Raw genomic sequence first — 16,639 nt, 5'->3', positions numbered from 1 at the left:
ACTTATTTTAATTTAAAGTCGCTGACGGTGGTCTGCAATTTATTGGCTAATCCCAATAACTGTTCTGCAACAGCAGCGGATTTTTTTGCATCGCCGGAGGTAATTTCGGCAGAATGGCTGATATCGTTAATATTTTGATTGATGCTTTCTGCAACCTGACATTGTTCGGATGCCGCAACTTCCATTTGCGCATTGAGTTTACTGATGCTTCCCACCACCTGAGAAATACCACGCAACTCTTCTGCAACAGTCATGATAACTTGCACTTGCTGTTCCGCATGCGAAGATGCGCGGCTCATAATGGTCACACATTCACTTGCCTCAAGTCGCAATGCTTCAATGGTTCGACGAATTTCCTCCGTTGACTGTTGTGTTCTAAATGCCAGAGAACGCACCTCATCCGCGACCACGGCAAAGCCTCGGCCTTGCTCTCCCGCCCTCGCCGCTTCAATAGCCGCATTCAGCGCTAACAGGTTTGTTTGCTCTGCAATACTGGAAATCACCTCAAGAATAGAGGCCACGTCATCTGTGCGCAGGTTTAACTTATCAATTTTTTCCGCGCCTTCCTGAACACATCGATTTAACGCCTCGATTCCCTCCACAGCACCCTGCACTTTGGTTTCACCTTGTGCGGTAATTTCTGCGGCTTTTTCCGATTCATTTCGGGTAACGCCAGCGTTATTTTTTACTTCTGTCGAGGAAGCCGCCATCTCTGTCATCGCGGTTGCCACTTGATCAGTTTTCAACTTCTGTTCTAAAACTTCTTTTTCCGTGGCTTCGGCCAAACCGGTAATCGATTTTGCCGCGTCATTTACTTGTAATGCGTTGTTCGTCACAGCAGTCAGGCTTGAATGAATTTGCTTTATCATCCGGTTAAACGCGTGAGATACGGAACTGATTTCATCGTCACGATTTACTTTCAACGTAATAGTCAGGTCTGAATTTTCAGCAATTTCGCCCATTTTTATCTGCAAATATCGCAACCGCCGAATCACAATCCGATTCAGCACCCATGCGGTAAGCACAAACCCAAACACGGCAAAAAGGGTTTGAATAACTCCATGGGTTAATACGGATCGCCAAAGTTCTGCATCTTCGCTTGCCAGCGAATAGTCGATTCGAATAGCCCCCAGAACCTGATTCTCCGGTCCTTGATGGCAGGCAAGGCAATTACTGCCCTGATAATCAGATTGTGCTCTAACAGGGACAACAATCGTCAACAACCTTCCGTTATCGTTTTGCTGAATAACGTCCACCGCCTCACCTAAGAGGCCGCGATTATCATAGGGGTCTTTGGATTTTTCCGTATCAAGACCAGAACCGTAGAGCGCCGAAATCGGTTCGCCGCGGACAATACGAATATCTTCCACATTGGGCGTAGCCAGCATTTTCTCTCTAAGAAGTTGTCGATTCGCCATGGTGCCGGTATGCATCATGGTATTGAGCGCATCAAAGTAGGACTTGGACAGGCTGTAAACCTGATGACGGGAAGACTCTTCCATTCGGCTTTGCTGGGTTTCGCTGCTATAAATAACGTTAAAAGCCAATACCAGGGTAAAAACAACCGCCAGAACCCCCAGAATTAAGGTTCGAATGGAGAAACGACTAAACACGCTTAATGCCTCCCGCCAAGATCAACGAAAGGGAAACGGGCCCCATTAGCCTGAACAACCAAGCCAGGTAAATGGGACACCTGCCACCGCCTATAGGATTTTTGATTTACCCCTGAGGCCGGAAAATAAGCTTGAGATATATGGGGTTATTCAGAGCGTCCTATATACTAACCCTAGCCTACAAACGCCAAACTGGACAGAAAACCAACATCTGGCAGGCTATTGAGGAGGGTCGACTCTTTCCGCCACTGACGTATTCACCCTGAACCACCCGGCGATGGAATACCGGTCCCGCTTGGCTGGCAGAACCTCATGGGGAAACTCCTCACTGAGGAAAACCACAACAGTTCCCATCAAGGGCGTTACCCGAATACCTTTCTCCTCCTGCCAGTTCTGGTATATCACCAACTCCCCACCATCCTCGGTGTACCAGTTGGAGTTCAAATACACCACTACCGATAATTTGCGATTACTTTCGCCTTTAAAGGCATCCACATGACGCTTATAAAAGTCGCCCGCTTTGTAATGTGCAAAGTGACTCTCAAAGGAGAACAAGCCAAGAAATAAGCGGCGATTTAGGTATTTTTGTAATTCCGCACACCAGTGTAACCAGGCTGTGCCTGCTTCAGACTCACCTGTTATCCAGCATATTTCATCGGTACGGACAAAATCATTCTTTAAATAGTCATCCGCCCGACCTATGCCAGCAGAGACAAATTGTGACGGGCTCATGAGTTGCGAATGGCGGTACAGAGCTTCGGTCAAAGTTGGCGGGAGCGCTGCCGGATTTATGCTATAGCCTGTTTGTAAAATATCCTCTGCAATACGTGCGAACAGCGTATCTTCATTGAAACCATCAACCTCTGAAACAGATTGAGATAATGCGTTCATTTATTTTGCTGTCCTTTATAAAAAGAAAACTTAACCCGCGAATGAACGCCACGGCTCAGAACCTTTAAACGGTCTTCCAATACATCGACGCCATATAAAATGGCCACCACCAAAAGCGAGAGCTTTATTGCGGGAATCAAATAGCCCACGCCAATCATTACACCAAGGGACGCCAGAACCCAAATTGTTGCAGCAGAAGTCACACCCACCACTGCACCGTCTTTAGCCAACATTACCCCAGCCCCAAGGAAACCAATACCGGTAATTACCTGGCCGATAACGCGGGACGGATCCACAATCTCACCTTGTAACAAGAAGGCACTGGTAATAAATAAATAAGTTCCAAGGGTAATGAGCGAGGATGTGCGAATACCAACCGGCTTGCCACGTATTTGCCGCTCCAATCCGACAACAGCACCACAAAATACTGACGCACCTATGGAGTGCCATTCAAAAGGCGATACATCGGTTATTACAGAAAGTATGGTTGTTATATTCATAAAGTCTTACCCAGCCCCAACAATCCAAACACAAAGCTAAATGAAGAAAAGCCCACTGCTATTGCAATAGCAAAACATACAGGCTTGCTCCGCTATAGGCAAAACAAGATGAATGCGCAATTGGATTTAAACAGTTGGAGTTGAACACTGAACGATGCTCGGGCACAACAGATCCTGACGGATTCGGCAGCGCAGTTTCAACCTGGGCGAAACCATGCTATTTACACGCTTTGTTGGTTTTTAGCAAGAATTTAATCGGTCAATTTGAACAGAGAGAGGAACACAAGGGATAAAACCTGAATGGAATCCGACTTTGACAAATCGCCTCCTTTTAGCAAAGAGACGATTGCTGGGTTTAAGCTCACATAAATCGTTATTCAGCGGTATAGGTCACGGAAAAAGCACCACGAAAATCCTCCATCTTATACCCTCGGGCAAGATCATTCGGATACAAGGCGTCCAACTTATCCTTTAACTCTCCCTGAATGTTTTCTCCATGGCAGGTCAAACACACGGCGTCAATAGCGATGCTTTTCATCAACCGAAACTCATTACCAACCTGTTCGGACAAGTATTTTTTCTCACTACCAACATCGTAGTTTTTTTTCAGATCCGTTAACATTTTACCTTCCCACCCTTGCGCAGCATTATTCGGGTTGCGCGGACGGTCTGACACACGACGAACCAACCAGCCCTGTTCACTGTGCTTGGCAGCGATCTTCTCCGCTTCTTCATGACATACTGCAATGGCTTTCGTAGGGCCACCATCCTGAATCCCGGTTTTTAATCGGGTTTTTAATTCTATGGCGAAGCTTCGGATCTTAGCCATCGCCTGCCGATCAAACTCAATTTGATCCATTTTACTTTCTGGCGGTGTTACAGGTGGTTCAGCAACAACGAATAAAGACCCGGTGAAAAATACTCCTGCCCCAATCGCCAATGTGGTACGTAAAAAAGTGCGCATTTTGTATTCCTCTAAACTATTTTTTATTTATATCTTTATTCTCAAAAAATCACCCCTAACACAACAACACCCATTAACAACCAGGCAGAAAAAGGGTTAAAAAGAATTCGCCATAACCAAAATTCGGGGATATACCCAACGCCAACAACAAAACCAGCACTCATACCAAGCATTCCCAAACTGATCATATCGTGGTTAACGGCATCTTCAGTTAACCACAACGGCATCGCCAAAGTAATACCAGCAAAAAGAAAAGATACGAAAAATGTTAATAGGCGCACAGGGAATGCGTAAACGGTTTTCCAATACCAACAACTCAGACTTTCAATGCTGAAATAAGAATGATTCCCGCTCATATGGATTATTCTGATTCCCTATCCAGGTTTTCATTCACCTCAAGCCACAGAGCATTAACAATGCCAAAAGAGCAGGCCAATAGCACACCAAGAATCCAGGTAAAATACCACATAATTTTTCTCCCTTAATAGGTTCCAAGACGATTGTTTTCAATAAAATCAGTATCTAATTTTCGCCACATTTTCACGTATCCCCACAGGGTATAACTCAAAACTATAGGAACAAAAATAACCGCCACCCAAAACATAACAGTTAAGGTCAATTTACTCGACACCACATCCCACAAGGTTAAACTAAAATCCGGGTTAATGCTGGACGGCATAATAAATGGAAACAGACTCAGCCCGGCAGTCAAAATAATTCCCGCTAACGCAACGGAGCTGAAGAAAAAGGCCCAGCCCGCACGTTTAAACACGCTAAAAGCCAAAGTGAGCAACAAAGCACAAATTGCACTAATCGGCGCAAGCATGGTTAAAGGCATGGCAGAATAATTATTTAGCCAGGCACCGTCGGCAGTTACAACATTTTTATCCAGCGGAGACATTGCCAACTGCGGATCAACCATTTCGGTCACAACAAAACCTTTTATGTTTGCCACCCATACGCCGGCGAGAACAAATGCGACCAGCGTAACGCTTGCAGAGATCATTGTCGCTTTCACTGCACGTTGTGCCAGTTCGCCGTTTGTTCGCATTTGCAAATAGCAACCACCATGCATAATTAACATTGCCAGACTCACTACGCCACACAATACCGCGAAGGGAGAAAGCAATTGCCAGAAAGTTCCTTCATAGGCACTGTGCATGTACTCATCCAGCACAAAAGGTAAACCCAAAAATAAATTGCCAAAGGCAACACCAAAAACCAAAGCGGGAATCGCACTGCCTGCTGTCATTAGCCAATCCCATGCAGTACGCCAGCGAAGATCCTCTATTTTTGACCGATACTCAAAACCAACCGGTCGAAAAAACAGTGCAAACAACACCAGAAGCAATGCCCAGTACAAACCACTAAAAGCCACCGCATAAACAATAGGCCAGGCGGCAAAAATAGCGCCGCCTGCAGTAATAAACCAAACCTGATTGCCATCCCAATGAGGGCCAACCGTATTTAATACGACACGCCGTTCATCGTCGGTACGACCGACAAACCGAATCAGTGCAACCGCCCCCATATCAAAGCCATCGGTAACGGCAAAGCCAATTAATAAAACACCGATTAAACACCACCAGATAATTTTCAGCATTTCATAATCAAGCATGGCCAACCTCCGCGTTTACTTCTTCCAGATTCTTTTGTTCGTGGTAATAACGCCCGGTTCCAAGTGAACTCGGCCCTAGGCGGGCAAAACGAATCATTAAATACATTTCCACAACAAGCAGGCCACTGTAAAAAATAATAAAACCGGAAAGACTCAGCCAGAGATCACCAGCCGAACGGGATGATACCGACAGTGCAGTGGGCAAGACCTCCCCTATTGACCAGGGCTGACGCCCGAACTCAGCAACAAACCAACCCATTTCCGATGCAATCCAGGGTGCGGGCAAGCAAATGATTAATGCTTTTAACAACCAACGCTGATGCTCGGCGTTGTGTTTGGTGGCATGATAAAAACTTAAGCCAATAAGGATCAGCATAAGTAAGCCCAAGCCCACCATAATACGAAAACTCCAAAACATGGGCGCAACAGCGGGAATGGTATCCCGAGCAGCTTGTTTTATTTGTTCTTCCGATGCGTCGCTAACCGATTCCGTATATTTCTTTAACAACAAGCCATAACCTAAATCGGATTTAACACGATTAAACGCATCAATGTTTTCCGCACTCTTCTCACCCGATTTAAGTTGTTCCAATAAATCGTAAGCCACCATGCCATTGCGAATGCGCTGCTCATGACGAACAATTAAATCCTTAATGCCTGTCACTTCTTCATCAATCGATCGTGTGGCAATTAATCCCAGAGCAAAGGGAATTTTTATCGCGAAGTCGGTGGTCATGGTGTCTTCATTTGGAAATCCCACCACCGTAAACGCCGCCGGCGCCGGGTGCGTTTCCCATTCCGCTTCAATAACGGCTAACTTGGTTTCCTGAACATCCCCAAGCTCATAACCAGATTCATCGCCTAAAACAATAACGGACAAAATCGACGCCATACCAAAACTGGATGCAATGGCGAAGGAACGCCGGGCAAAAGGTAGGTCGCGCTTGTTCAGCATGTAATAGGCGGAAATCGCCAATACAAACATGGCACCGGTGACGTAACCCGCCGCAACGGTGTGTACAAACTTGACCTGAGCAACCGGATTAAAAATCACATCGGAAAAACTCGCCATTTCCATGCGCATGGTTTCAAAGTTAAATTCCGCACCTACCGGGTTTTGCATCCAGCCATTGGCAATCAGAATCCACAAAGCCGATAAATTGGAACCCAACGCCACTAACCAAGTCACCACTAGATGCTGTAGCTTGGTTAATCTGTCCCAGCCAAAAAAGAACAAACCGATAAATGTCGACTCAAGAAAAAACGCCATCAAGCCTTCAATTGCTAAAGGCGCGCCAAACACGTCACCAACATAGTGTGAGTAATAAGCCCAGTTAGTACCAAACTGAAACTCCATGGTTAAACCGGTCGTGACACCGAGCGCAAAGTTGATGCCGAATAACTTGCCCCAGAACTTCACCATATCCTTGTATACCTGCTTGCCTGTCATGACATAAACAGATTCCATAATGGCGAGAATGAATGCCAACCCCAAAGTCAGCGGCACAAATAAAAAATGGTAAAACGCGGTTATCGCAAATTGCAGACGCGATAAGTCCACCACGGATTCATCAATCATAGAGATTCCCCATGAGTAGCTTGTGAAGCGGAAACCGGGCTTTGCTCCCCCAAACCGAAATGCTGATCGATTCCCTGTTCGCTATTGCCCAAATCAACCGGTTGCGAAAAAAACAGCCAACGAATCACCACAATTGCAATCAGCTTCACGATGAGTACCAGGGATATCTCCCGAACCAGAGGTATGGCAAAGATTGAGCTTTGTGCACCGGGTTTAGCATTCATACATTAGACTTTTCTTATGACTAAATTGGCTTATTTTGAACTTGATATGACTTACTGCATCTTATATGCCAATTTACTAATAAAAGTGACAAAACCGTTATAAGCAGGAATAACAAGGTATAGAGAGCGACTAACGACCAATAAACGCAGAAGAAATCAGAACCGCATGCCAAATATGGCATGCCAGAATTGACACAGTGATTATCCTGGCACAGACTAAGGCCATGACCGACACAACCATTCTTAATGTCATTCAAGACCCCGCCATTCTGCTCGATCGCAACTATCGAATTATTGCGGCGAACAACGCTTACCTGGATGAATTTAACCAGCGTGCCGTGGGTCACACCTGTTATCAGATTTCACATGGTTATTCGGTACCCTGTGACCAGGCTGGGGAATCCTGCCCTCTGCGACAAGCATCGTTAACCGGCGAAACTCAGCGTGTCTTGCACATTCACAATACCTCACATGGCAAAGAGCATGTGGATGTTGAGTTGATTCCCATACAAAACCAGCGGGGAGAAACCGAGTACTTTGTTGAGCGGATGAAACGGATTAACGAGCTTGTTCAACACGACAGCCATATGATTGGCTACACCGCCAGCTTTAACCAGATGTTGAATCTGCTCAACCGAGGAGCTAAAGCGGATATCAGTGTTTTATTACTTGGCGAATCCGGCACGGGTAAAGAACTGGCTGCCCGTTATTTACATGAAAAAAGTGCTCGAGCCGATCAACCATTTGTGACAGTTGAATGCTCCGGCCTGACGGAGACGCTTTTTGAGAGTGAATTGTTTGGCCATGAAAAAGGTGCCTTTACCGGTGCATTAAATAGAAAAATGGGGCTGGTCGAAGCCGCACATGGTGGAACCTTGTTTCTCGACGAAATTGGTGATGTCCCTTTGGCCTTGCAAGTAAAACTATTGCGTTTAATTGAGTCCGGCACCTTTCGCCCGGTGGGCAGCGTGGAAGAAAAGCATTCGGATTTTCGCCTTATTTGTGCCACGCATAAATCCATCGATACCATGGTGCAGGAAAAAAGTTTCCGTAACGATTTGTATTATCGAATCAGCCCCTTCCCAATCCAAATTCCAGCATTAAGAGAAAGACGCGACGATATTCCTGCAATAGCCCGACACTTATTAAAAGGTATGAACAAAGGGAAACACCACAAAAAACTCAGCAAGGAAGCAGAGGAATGGTTACGGCAGCAAGAATTTCCCGGAAATATTCGCGAATTACGCAACCTGCTTGAACGCTCCACCATTTTAGCGGACGGTAACCACATTCAACTACAGCACATCACCCCCACCACTCCGGTCATGGATATCGCCACCAATAATATCGAACCGACCTTTTTACTTGAGCCAATTAAATCTTTGGTCTCTGTGGAAGCGGATTATCTAAAACAGGTTTCGTATCATTTTCAGGGCAACCAACGGGATTTAGCCAAGGCATTGGGTATTAGCGAACGAACCCTGTATCGAAAACTGGCCGCATTAAAGCCGGAGTCATAAGGCGGATTAACACGGTGTCTGAATAAATCGGCAGATATCAGCTAACGCCTGTTTCGCTTCTGGAAATAACGGCGACAGTAACGGAAAAGCATGCACCATTTTTGGCCAGACTTTTAAGGTGACCTTCACTCCCTGCTCTTTTGCTTTTGCAGCAAAATTCAGGCAGTCATCCAAATGAATTTCGTGGGAACCAACACAAATATACACTGGCGGCAAGCCGTGAAAGTCACCGAACTGCGGGGATAACATTGGGTCAGTTGGATCATGATCAGCAATATAATATTGTGTCCAAAGATTCCAGGATCCAATAGGCGCAATGTCCTTACTCGCGTTATAAGTGAAGGAATCTGCAAGACAACGTAAATCCGTCACGGGGGAAATTGAAAAGGCAGCACGAGGCAAGGCAAGTTGCTTTTCTTTCAATGCCAAAAGTAGCGAAAGCGTTAAGGTTGCTCCCGCAGATTCTCCTCCCACAACAATATTTTGCGCAGTAAAACCTTGTTGCAACAACCAAGTATAAACAGCCTCGCAATCCTCCAAGGCGGCAGGAAAAGGATGTTCAGGCGCTAGCCGATAATCAAAAACCAGCGCGGGCAATCGACTTTCGTTGGCAAATTTTGCAACGTGCATACGGTGAGTCAGACAAGAACCGGAAATAAAGCCGCCTCCGTGAATGTACATAAGTACCTTGTCTGTGCACGTATCAACGGGCCGAATCCATTCCGCTTGTATTTTTCCTATAGCAATTTTTTCTATGATTACACCTTTCGGCGTGCGCATTTTCGCACTCAGCCTATCAATATCTTGACGGAATTGTTCAACCGAAAAATGCTCGTCCACCACATCGGCTGAGAGCTTGAATTTAAAAAAGTGACGATGTTTGATTAACCAAAGGACTAACTTACTACGAATACTCTGCATTGCGCCGACATCATAATGAATAATTTATATGTGACGGCACATTGTGCAGAAAAAACCGGTGACCGCAACGCTACATTTTGTCCTCGGACAACTCCTGTTGTAATTGTTTTTCCTTGGCATGAGGACTATGGGTGTATTTACCCAGGTAACGATAGGCAACAGGAACCAGGTAAAGGGTAAAGAAAGTTGCAACCAATACACCAGAGAACAAAGTAACCCCAAGTACTTCACGCGCTTCCGAGCCTGCACCACTGGAAACAACCAACGGAATAGACCCGGCGATTGTGGTAATACTGGTCATAACAATCGGACGCAAACGAATTTCTGCCGCCTCGACAATCGCATCCCCAACCTGCTTTCCTTCATCACGTAATTGATTGGCAAACTCCACCAACAAAATACCATTTTTTGCTGCCAGCCCGATAAGCATCACCAAACCAATTTGGCTGTATAAATTCAAGGTATTCCCCGTCAGGTATAACCCAAGCAGGCCGCCGGCCATCGCCAGTGGAACGGTCAAAGTAATAATAAATGGGCTGATATAGCTTTCAAACTGCGCTGCCAATACCAAAAACATGACCACCACGCCCAAACCAAATAACCAGATGTTTGACTCGGTAGAATATTTAAAATCACGAGAACGGCCTTTGTAGTCAATCACCGCGTATTCTGGCAGCAACTCACGGGTTTTTATTTCAAGGTACTCAAGTGCGCGGTCCAGCGATAAATTATCATCCAAATCTGCTTCAATGGTAATTGCGCGAGTGCGATTAAATCGATTCAAGGTTTGTGAGGCGGCAAACTCCTGAAAATCCACCAGGCTGGCCAGAGGTATAAGCTTGCCACTATTTTCCGAACGCACATAAATATTGGCGAGATCCTGTGGATTATTTTGTTGATCGCGAATACCTTCAATTAATACATCGTACTCTTCGCCGTTATCGATGTATGTTGTCACCCGTCTGGAGGCCAACATGGATTCCAAAGTCCGGCCAATATTTTGCACAGACACCCCCAAATCAGCGGCACGTTGATAGTCGATGACCACTCTTATTTGCGGGCTGGTTTCTTTGTAGTCACTATCGATACTGATTAAGCCGGGGTTATCCTGTTGAATCGCTTCCACCAGCGTATCGCGCCACTGGGCCAGTTCTTCATAACTGCCACCACCGAGTACAAACTCCACCGGTTTACCAACCCGTCCACCTATACCCTGACGCATGATCGTGGCCACCGTCACACCCGGTAAATCTGTCAGCTTTTCTCTCACCTCTTTCATAATTTCGTTGGCTGGGCGTCGCTCATCCCAGGGGCTGAGTACGACAATCACAATACCGGAATTAAAATTGGAAATCGTACCGCCAAAACTGCGCGGCGCACGAACCAGAATTCGCTCTGCTTCACCGTTTTCGTGAAATGGCATTAAACGTTTTTCAATTTCATCCATATATTTTTTCATGTATTGATAAGACGTCCCCTCTGGGCCATTTACCAACACAAAAAATGCGCCGCGGTCTTCTTTAACCACATATTCCGATGGTAAAAGTTTTACCAACCACACACTACTTGCCACAACTAGAGCAAACGCCCCCACCACGTACCAGGGATGACGCAAGGAAACGTCCAGACTTTTTCGATAACGATTGCGCAAACGGATAAACGTTTTATCAACCGTTTCTGTGAGAGTGTGTTTACCCGAATGCGGTTTCAAAAAAAGCGACGCGATAACTGGCGATAACGTCAAAGCCACCAGGCTGGAAAAAAACACTGCAGCACTCATGGTGAGTGCAAACTCAGAAAAAAGACGACCGATGTCCCCTTCAATCACCGCAATTGGCGCAAATACAGCAATAAGCACTGCGGTTGTGGCAATAACAGCAAACCCCACTTGCCTGGTTCCCTGATACGCCGCGACTAACGCGGACTCACCGTATTCCTCCATGCGCCGGTGAATATTTTCCAGTACCACAATCGCATCATCCACCACCAAGCCGATGGCTAACACCAAAGCAAGTAAGGTAAGCAAGTTAACGGTAAACCCCATCACCCAAATAATAATAAAGGTCGCAATCAGCGAGACGGGCACCGTCACCGCGGGAACCAACATGGCCCGCACACTACCGAGGAAAAGAAAAATAATAAAGATGACCAGGGAAATGGCAATCGCCAGAGTTTTATAGACTTCGTCAACTGCCTCCTCAATAAAAACCGAGGTATCGTAACTCTGTTTTATGGCCATACCTTCCGGTAACAACGCCTCAATACGGGATGCGGCCAATTTTGCCGCACGGGCAACCTCCATGGTATTGGCCGTCGACTGTTTGGTAATGCCAATACCGACCATCGTTTCGCCATTGCCGCGAAAATCCAGACGGTATTCCTGTGTCCCTTTCACTACAGTGGCGACATCACTTAAACGTACCAAGTGGCCATTGTCTCCCCGCTTTAATACCAGCTGACGAAAGTTTTCGGGGTCGACAAAGACGCGCTCCAAACGCACCGCAAATTGTCTCTCCACCGATTCAAAACTACCGGCCGGTAATTCAATGTTTTCCGCTCGCAAGGCCTTCTCAATATCGGAAACGGTAAGTTGGTGTGCGGCAAGTTTTATACGATCAACCCAAACACGCATCGCGTAGCTTTGCCCGCCTCCGACACGCACTCGTGCAACACCATCGACAATCGAAAAACGGTCTACCAGATAACGTTCAGCGTAATCGGTGAGCTGTGGCACTGTCATACGGTCACTGGTGAGGTTTAACCACATAATGACATCATCGTTGGAATCGACTTTTTCGACATCCGGCGCATCGGCTTCAACCGGCAGGTTGTCGATTATCCGGGAGACTCTATCGCGCACATCATTTGCCGCGGAATCGATATTGCGGCTCAAATCAAATTCAATATCGATATTGGATCGACCATCCCGACTGCTTGAGGAAATAAATTTAATCCCTTCAAGACCAGCCACCCGATCTTCAATTAACTGGGTGATTCGGCTTTCTACCACACTGGCGGCCGCACCGGGGTAATCAGTGCGAATAGAAACAACCGGCGAATCAATATCCGGATACTCCCTAAGCGGCAGGCGATCAAAGGCGATCACACCAAATACAATCAGCAACAGGGAAATCACCGAAGCAAATACGGGACGTTTTATGCATACATCAGAAATGATCATCTAGGACCGAACCTATAAAAACTGAATACTCAAATAAATCACAGACGCTACTTGGAAAAATTGGCTGGAAGGATCCGAATTTCGCTTTGATCCCGCAAACGTAAAATACCGTGCACCACAATTCTGTCACCGGCATTCAAGCCAGACATCACCACCACTTCACCATTATTTCTTGCGCCCGTTGTGACCTGTTGCTTATTGACTTTATCTACACCATCAGCGGGAGCGACCACATACACATATTGACGGAACCCCTCTTGCACCAGAGAGGCTTCAGGTATCAACAACTGATCCACAACCGGGGTGGTTAAGTTCACCGTCATCAGCATACCGGGCAACAATTTACCTTTTGGGTTTGGCAATATGGCCCGAACCCGAATCGCCCGCGTACTCGTATCAATTCGCGAATCAATGCTGGAAACTTCACCAGAAAAAGATTCCCCATTTATATAGGGCGTTGTCGCGGTAATGGCCATCCCTTTTTGCACTGTGGACAAGTAAACGGCAGGCAAAGAGATATCCAACTTCATTTGGGTTAAATCATCCAATGTCACGATCTCATCGCCCGGTTTGACCAGGGCACCAACACTGATGTCCCGCAAGCCCACCACACCGGAAAACGGCGCAATAATCAAGCGTTCTTCCAGCCTTGACTGAGTAGCCAGTAAACGCGCCTCGGACGCTTCAAGCAGTTGAGTTCGTTCATCCAGCAAAGACAACGAGGCCAGCTGTTTCGCCTCAAGAGACTTAACCCGATCAAATTGACGCTTAGCCTCATTGTATTCAGAACGAGCCTCCTCTAATAAGGCGTGCTCTTCATTACTGGTCATCTCAACCAGAACCTGATTCGCTTTCACAACCTGACCGTCTTTAAAGTGAATCGCACGGATAGTTTCCGTCACAGTTGCGGATAAGGTGACTGATTCATTGGCCTGCAAGCTGCCAAGCGCTTCAATTTTAGTAGAGAAAGGACGCCATTGAACTTCAGCGATTTCGACAGGAACTGGAGCAGAATCCACCAACGGAGATAAGAGTAAACCAGCCAAAAACCATATTTTTTTCATACCAAATCCGGGCATCTAAAACAGCCTATAACATCTAAATAAACAAGGAATGTTCTAAAGTTTAGCCGAGCAAAGGTAAAGCGATAGATACCTGGCTGCTTTATTGACCACGCAAAGACCATCCTAAAGTTACGTATATTTCATATGGAATTAGTCTTAAGTCCAACAGAACAACCATACACCCACCATCAATAAACGCGCTAAACAATACATTGTATCAATATCGGAGCGTAAACTATCGTCTTTAATCATTTCGTCACTAATACATTCGTTACGATAACACGGCAGAGAAACAGACCAGCACACTAGGTTCAAATCAAACTCATTTCTTCGATCCACGACATAGATTAGGGATAACGTTACCTTGTACTCAAAAAAGACGGAAAACTAACCTATGAAAACGCAAAATGAAGAGAATAATAATTCGCTTCCTTGGATGATTTTTTCACACTCAAATGACAATTGAAAGTTTTAAATGCCAAAGAAACAAAACCGGGAAAAAAGCAAACACTATTTAAAACATAACAATTTCTCATATTGACGCTAGATTCCTAGCCTATGGATAAAGAAAAAAATAAGATGAAAAAACTCCTCGGCCATCATCGAATGACGGAGTCGCTCATAATGCAAATTATGGGTTGTATTTATTCGATTAGCCCCGGTGTCAATAAATTAATAATAAATACCAAAAGGACTATATACATGAATATATCAATAAAAACGCCACTCTCGATCCCTCTTCTATGCTCGAGTATGTTCACTCTTTCCAACATAGCTTCGGCTTACGACTGCACAACACTTTCTCTCTATGATGCAAACGCACAAATCACGTTGGCGGAAGAAGTGCAACACAACAGTAAAGCATACCGTTGCAATGTCGAAGGCTGGTGCAATACCGGAGGCTGGGCATATGAACCGGGTGTTGGCGAGTACTGGGGCACAGCTTGGGAAAGCTTGGGAAATTGTGAATCAGCAGTTAATGGCCAAACACCGGAAATTATCATTGGTCTGATTCGTGAAAAGGATATGAACAATGTCAATCAGGTTAATTTTAAGGCTGGCAGCTACGATTTAAACGGAGATATTGTTCGCTGGGAATTTATTATCCATCAGGACATAAATGGAGAACTCATAAACCCGACTGTTATTGCTGCGGAAGATGTGTCGGCTACGGATAAAATATCTATGTCGCACTTATGGACGTGGACTGATTGGGGAAAATATGTTTTCGAAGTAAAAGTCACCGATGCAAGTGGTAACCAAACAACCAAATCTGAACCGTTCGAGATAAAATATTATAGAAGCCCTTTTACCGTAAACTCACCTGAAGTTATTCTTACCGGAGAGCAGGGAACCACCAAAATTAGTGGATATAGCTCTGGGTATCCATCAAGTGATTACTATGTTTTTGCTACACCGGAGTTAACCGTCACCAGAGGCTCTGGCTTTTCTGCGAGTAGTAGCAGTAGTGGTGGAGGAACGGAATGGTACTACTGGCAAGATTATCATTGGACAGCAAACACTCCAGGCAAATACCTGATCTCTGCATCTTATTCACCTCAAAACACAGCCAATGCTGTAGTAACAGAAGTCAATGCGTTACCCGCTGATGGTCTTCCTGTTATTCAAGTTTCGCAACCTGACAATTTAAAATTAGGGCAAACTATCGCTATCGACGTACAGGCATTAGATAGGAAAGGCATTATTTCATTAGATGTTTCGTTAAACAACATCATTCAAGACCCTCTTATTTCAGTAGATCTAGGCCGTTTCACCCTAAAACACGGCAGGGTAAATACTTATCTCTGGCAAGTAGAGGAAGGCACCACCAGCTTCCAAATTACTACCCTGGATAATGAACAAAATATCGTGACTGAAACCCATGATATTGTTTACCACTCCGGGCCATGTGAAGGTAATAATCCTTCAGATATAAATGCTTATCCAAATTGGCCAAGACTTGATTGGCAAGGAAACCCCTCCCACGCGGATGAAGGCGATTTGATGAAGTATAACAATTCCGTCTATCGAGCATTGTGGTGGACACAAGCCACGCCTGGTTCAAACAATGCTTGGGAATTTGTTTGCGAGATTTGATTTTGAGTCAAAGCCATCTGCGTTTTCGCAGATGGCTTATTTACAGAAATTAAAAGCTTAGTGTAACCATTCCATCACCCGCTTGCGCCCCGGTGGCATAACAAATGGCGCCTTCGTTATTCTCCACAAAATCCAACACCGACGAAACGCTTTCCAGCATCGCAGGTTTTATACCCGTTCCGGAAAAAATGCGCTTATTCCAATAGGCATCAAATTGACTTGCAGTTTTTTCTATCACATTAAAGAAAGCATCATCAGCCAGGTAACATGGTCGTACGGTTTCGCCTGAATCCAACCGGGTGATTTTACCTAGAAAAATACGTTTAACCTGATTTATATCTAAGCTTTCTGCCGACAGACTTTTATGCGCAACCAAAGTCTCACTATGACTAAAAACGGGAATAAGTGAGAATGTGGCAACAAGTACCGTAACGAACAATTTTGCTATATATAGTCGTCTCATGTAT

The 16,639-nt window shown here is 45.4% G+C and carries 15 protein-coding genes; 2 read left to right on the top strand and 13 right to left on the bottom strand.

Annotated elements, in window-relative coordinates:
- Positions 1-2 precede the first annotated feature (2 nt).
- The 9 genes from P5V12_RS06270 to cydP all read right to left on the bottom strand — a co-directional run bounded on the left by P5V12_RS06270 (position 3) and on the right by cydP (position 7,389).
- Positions 3-1,613 (bottom strand): methyl-accepting chemotaxis protein, encoded by a 1,611-nt coding sequence (locus P5V12_RS06270; RefSeq protein ID WP_316956491.1) that lies wholly within the window; start codon positions 1,611-1,613, stop codon positions 3-5.
- A 219-nt stretch (positions 1,614-1,832) separates the two neighbouring features.
- A complete protein-coding gene (locus P5V12_RS06265) occupies positions 1,833-2,504 on the bottom strand; it encodes a 2OG-Fe(II) oxygenase (RefSeq protein ID WP_316956490.1) in 672 nt (223 codons plus the stop codon).
- Positions 2,501-3,004: an MgtC/SapB family protein gene (locus P5V12_RS06260; protein WP_316956489.1), complete on the bottom strand. Its 504-nt coding sequence runs from the start codon at positions 3,002-3,004 to the stop codon at positions 2,501-2,503. Before P5V12_RS06260 ends, P5V12_RS06265 begins: the two co-directional genes overlap by 4 nt.
- 373 nt (positions 3,005-3,377) lie before the next feature.
- On the bottom strand, positions 3,378-3,968 hold the full coding sequence (locus P5V12_RS06255) for a DUF3365 domain-containing protein (RefSeq protein WP_316956488.1): 591 nt from the start codon (positions 3,966-3,968) through the stop codon (positions 3,378-3,380).
- 41 nt (positions 3,969-4,009) lie between these two features.
- Positions 4,010-4,324, bottom strand: coding sequence for a cyd operon YbgE family protein (locus P5V12_RS06250; protein WP_316956487.1), 315 nt, complete (start codon positions 4,322-4,324; stop codon positions 4,010-4,012).
- Positions 4,325-4,329: 5 nt separating this feature from the next.
- Positions 4,330-4,437: a cytochrome bd-I oxidase subunit CydX gene (gene cydX, locus P5V12_RS06245; protein WP_316956486.1), complete on the bottom strand. Its 108-nt coding sequence runs from the start codon at positions 4,435-4,437 to the stop codon at positions 4,330-4,332.
- A 12-nt stretch (positions 4,438-4,449) separates the two neighbouring features.
- Positions 4,450-5,586, bottom strand: coding sequence for a cytochrome d ubiquinol oxidase subunit II (gene cydB / locus P5V12_RS06240; protein ID WP_316956485.1), 1,137 nt, complete (start codon positions 5,584-5,586; stop codon positions 4,450-4,452).
- Positions 5,579-7,165 carry a cytochrome ubiquinol oxidase subunit I gene (locus tag P5V12_RS06235; protein WP_316956484.1) on the bottom strand — a complete coding sequence of 529 codons (1,587 nt, stop codon included), beginning with the start codon at positions 7,163-7,165 and terminating at the stop codon, positions 5,579-5,581. The genes cydB and P5V12_RS06235 overlap by 8 nt, the downstream gene beginning before the upstream one ends.
- Positions 7,162-7,389: a cytochrome oxidase putative small subunit CydP gene (gene cydP, locus P5V12_RS06230; RefSeq protein ID WP_316956483.1), complete on the bottom strand. Its 228-nt coding sequence runs from the start codon at positions 7,387-7,389 to the stop codon at positions 7,162-7,164. The genes P5V12_RS06235 and cydP overlap by 4 nt, the downstream gene beginning before the upstream one ends.
- A 224-nt stretch (positions 7,390-7,613) precedes the next feature.
- Here cydP and P5V12_RS06225 point away from each other — a divergent pair, with 224 nt between their 5' ends.
- A complete protein-coding gene (locus P5V12_RS06225; protein WP_316956482.1) occupies positions 7,614-8,909 on the top strand; it encodes a sigma-54-dependent Fis family transcriptional regulator in 1,296 nt (431 codons plus the stop codon).
- Positions 8,910-8,915: 6 nt separating this feature from the next.
- Here the strand turns inward: P5V12_RS06225 and P5V12_RS06220 are convergent, their stop codons facing one another.
- From P5V12_RS06220 to P5V12_RS06210, 3 genes are all read right to left on the bottom strand, one after another.
- Positions 8,916-9,830: an alpha/beta hydrolase gene (locus tag P5V12_RS06220; RefSeq protein WP_316956481.1), complete on the bottom strand. Its 915-nt coding sequence runs from the start codon at positions 9,828-9,830 to the stop codon at positions 8,916-8,918.
- Positions 9,831-9,900: 70 nt separating this feature from the next.
- The gene (locus P5V12_RS06215) at positions 9,901-13,011 is read right to left on the bottom strand and encodes an efflux RND transporter permease subunit (protein ID WP_316956480.1); all 3,111 of its coding nucleotides are present in this window, start codon (positions 13,009-13,011) and stop codon (positions 9,901-9,903) included.
- Between the two features lie 47 nt (positions 13,012-13,058).
- Positions 13,059-14,075 carry an efflux RND transporter periplasmic adaptor subunit gene (locus P5V12_RS06210; RefSeq protein WP_316956479.1) on the bottom strand — a complete coding sequence of 339 codons (1,017 nt, stop codon included), beginning with the start codon at positions 14,073-14,075 and terminating at the stop codon, positions 13,059-13,061.
- Between the two features lie 702 nt (positions 14,076-14,777).
- Here P5V12_RS06210 and P5V12_RS06205 point away from each other — a divergent pair.
- Complete coding sequence (locus P5V12_RS06205; RefSeq protein ID WP_316956478.1) at positions 14,778-16,172, top strand: cellulose-binding domain-containing protein; 1,395 nt, start codon at positions 14,778-14,780, stop codon at positions 16,170-16,172.
- A gap of 49 nt (positions 16,173-16,221) precedes the next feature.
- Here P5V12_RS06205 and P5V12_RS06200 read toward each other — a convergent pair whose 3' ends face one another.
- Positions 16,222-16,635 carry a hypothetical protein gene (locus P5V12_RS06200; protein WP_316956477.1) on the bottom strand — a complete coding sequence of 138 codons (414 nt, stop codon included), beginning with the start codon at positions 16,633-16,635 and terminating at the stop codon, positions 16,222-16,224.
- Positions 16,636-16,639: the final 4 nt, after the last annotated feature.

This window comes from Teredinibacter sp. KSP-S5-2, from assembly GCF_032773895.1.
Taxonomy (GTDB): domain Bacteria; phylum Pseudomonadota; class Gammaproteobacteria; order Pseudomonadales; family Cellvibrionaceae.
The sequence above is the reverse complement of the archived record's forward strand: the minus strand, read 5'-3'. Positions and strand labels throughout refer to the sequence as shown.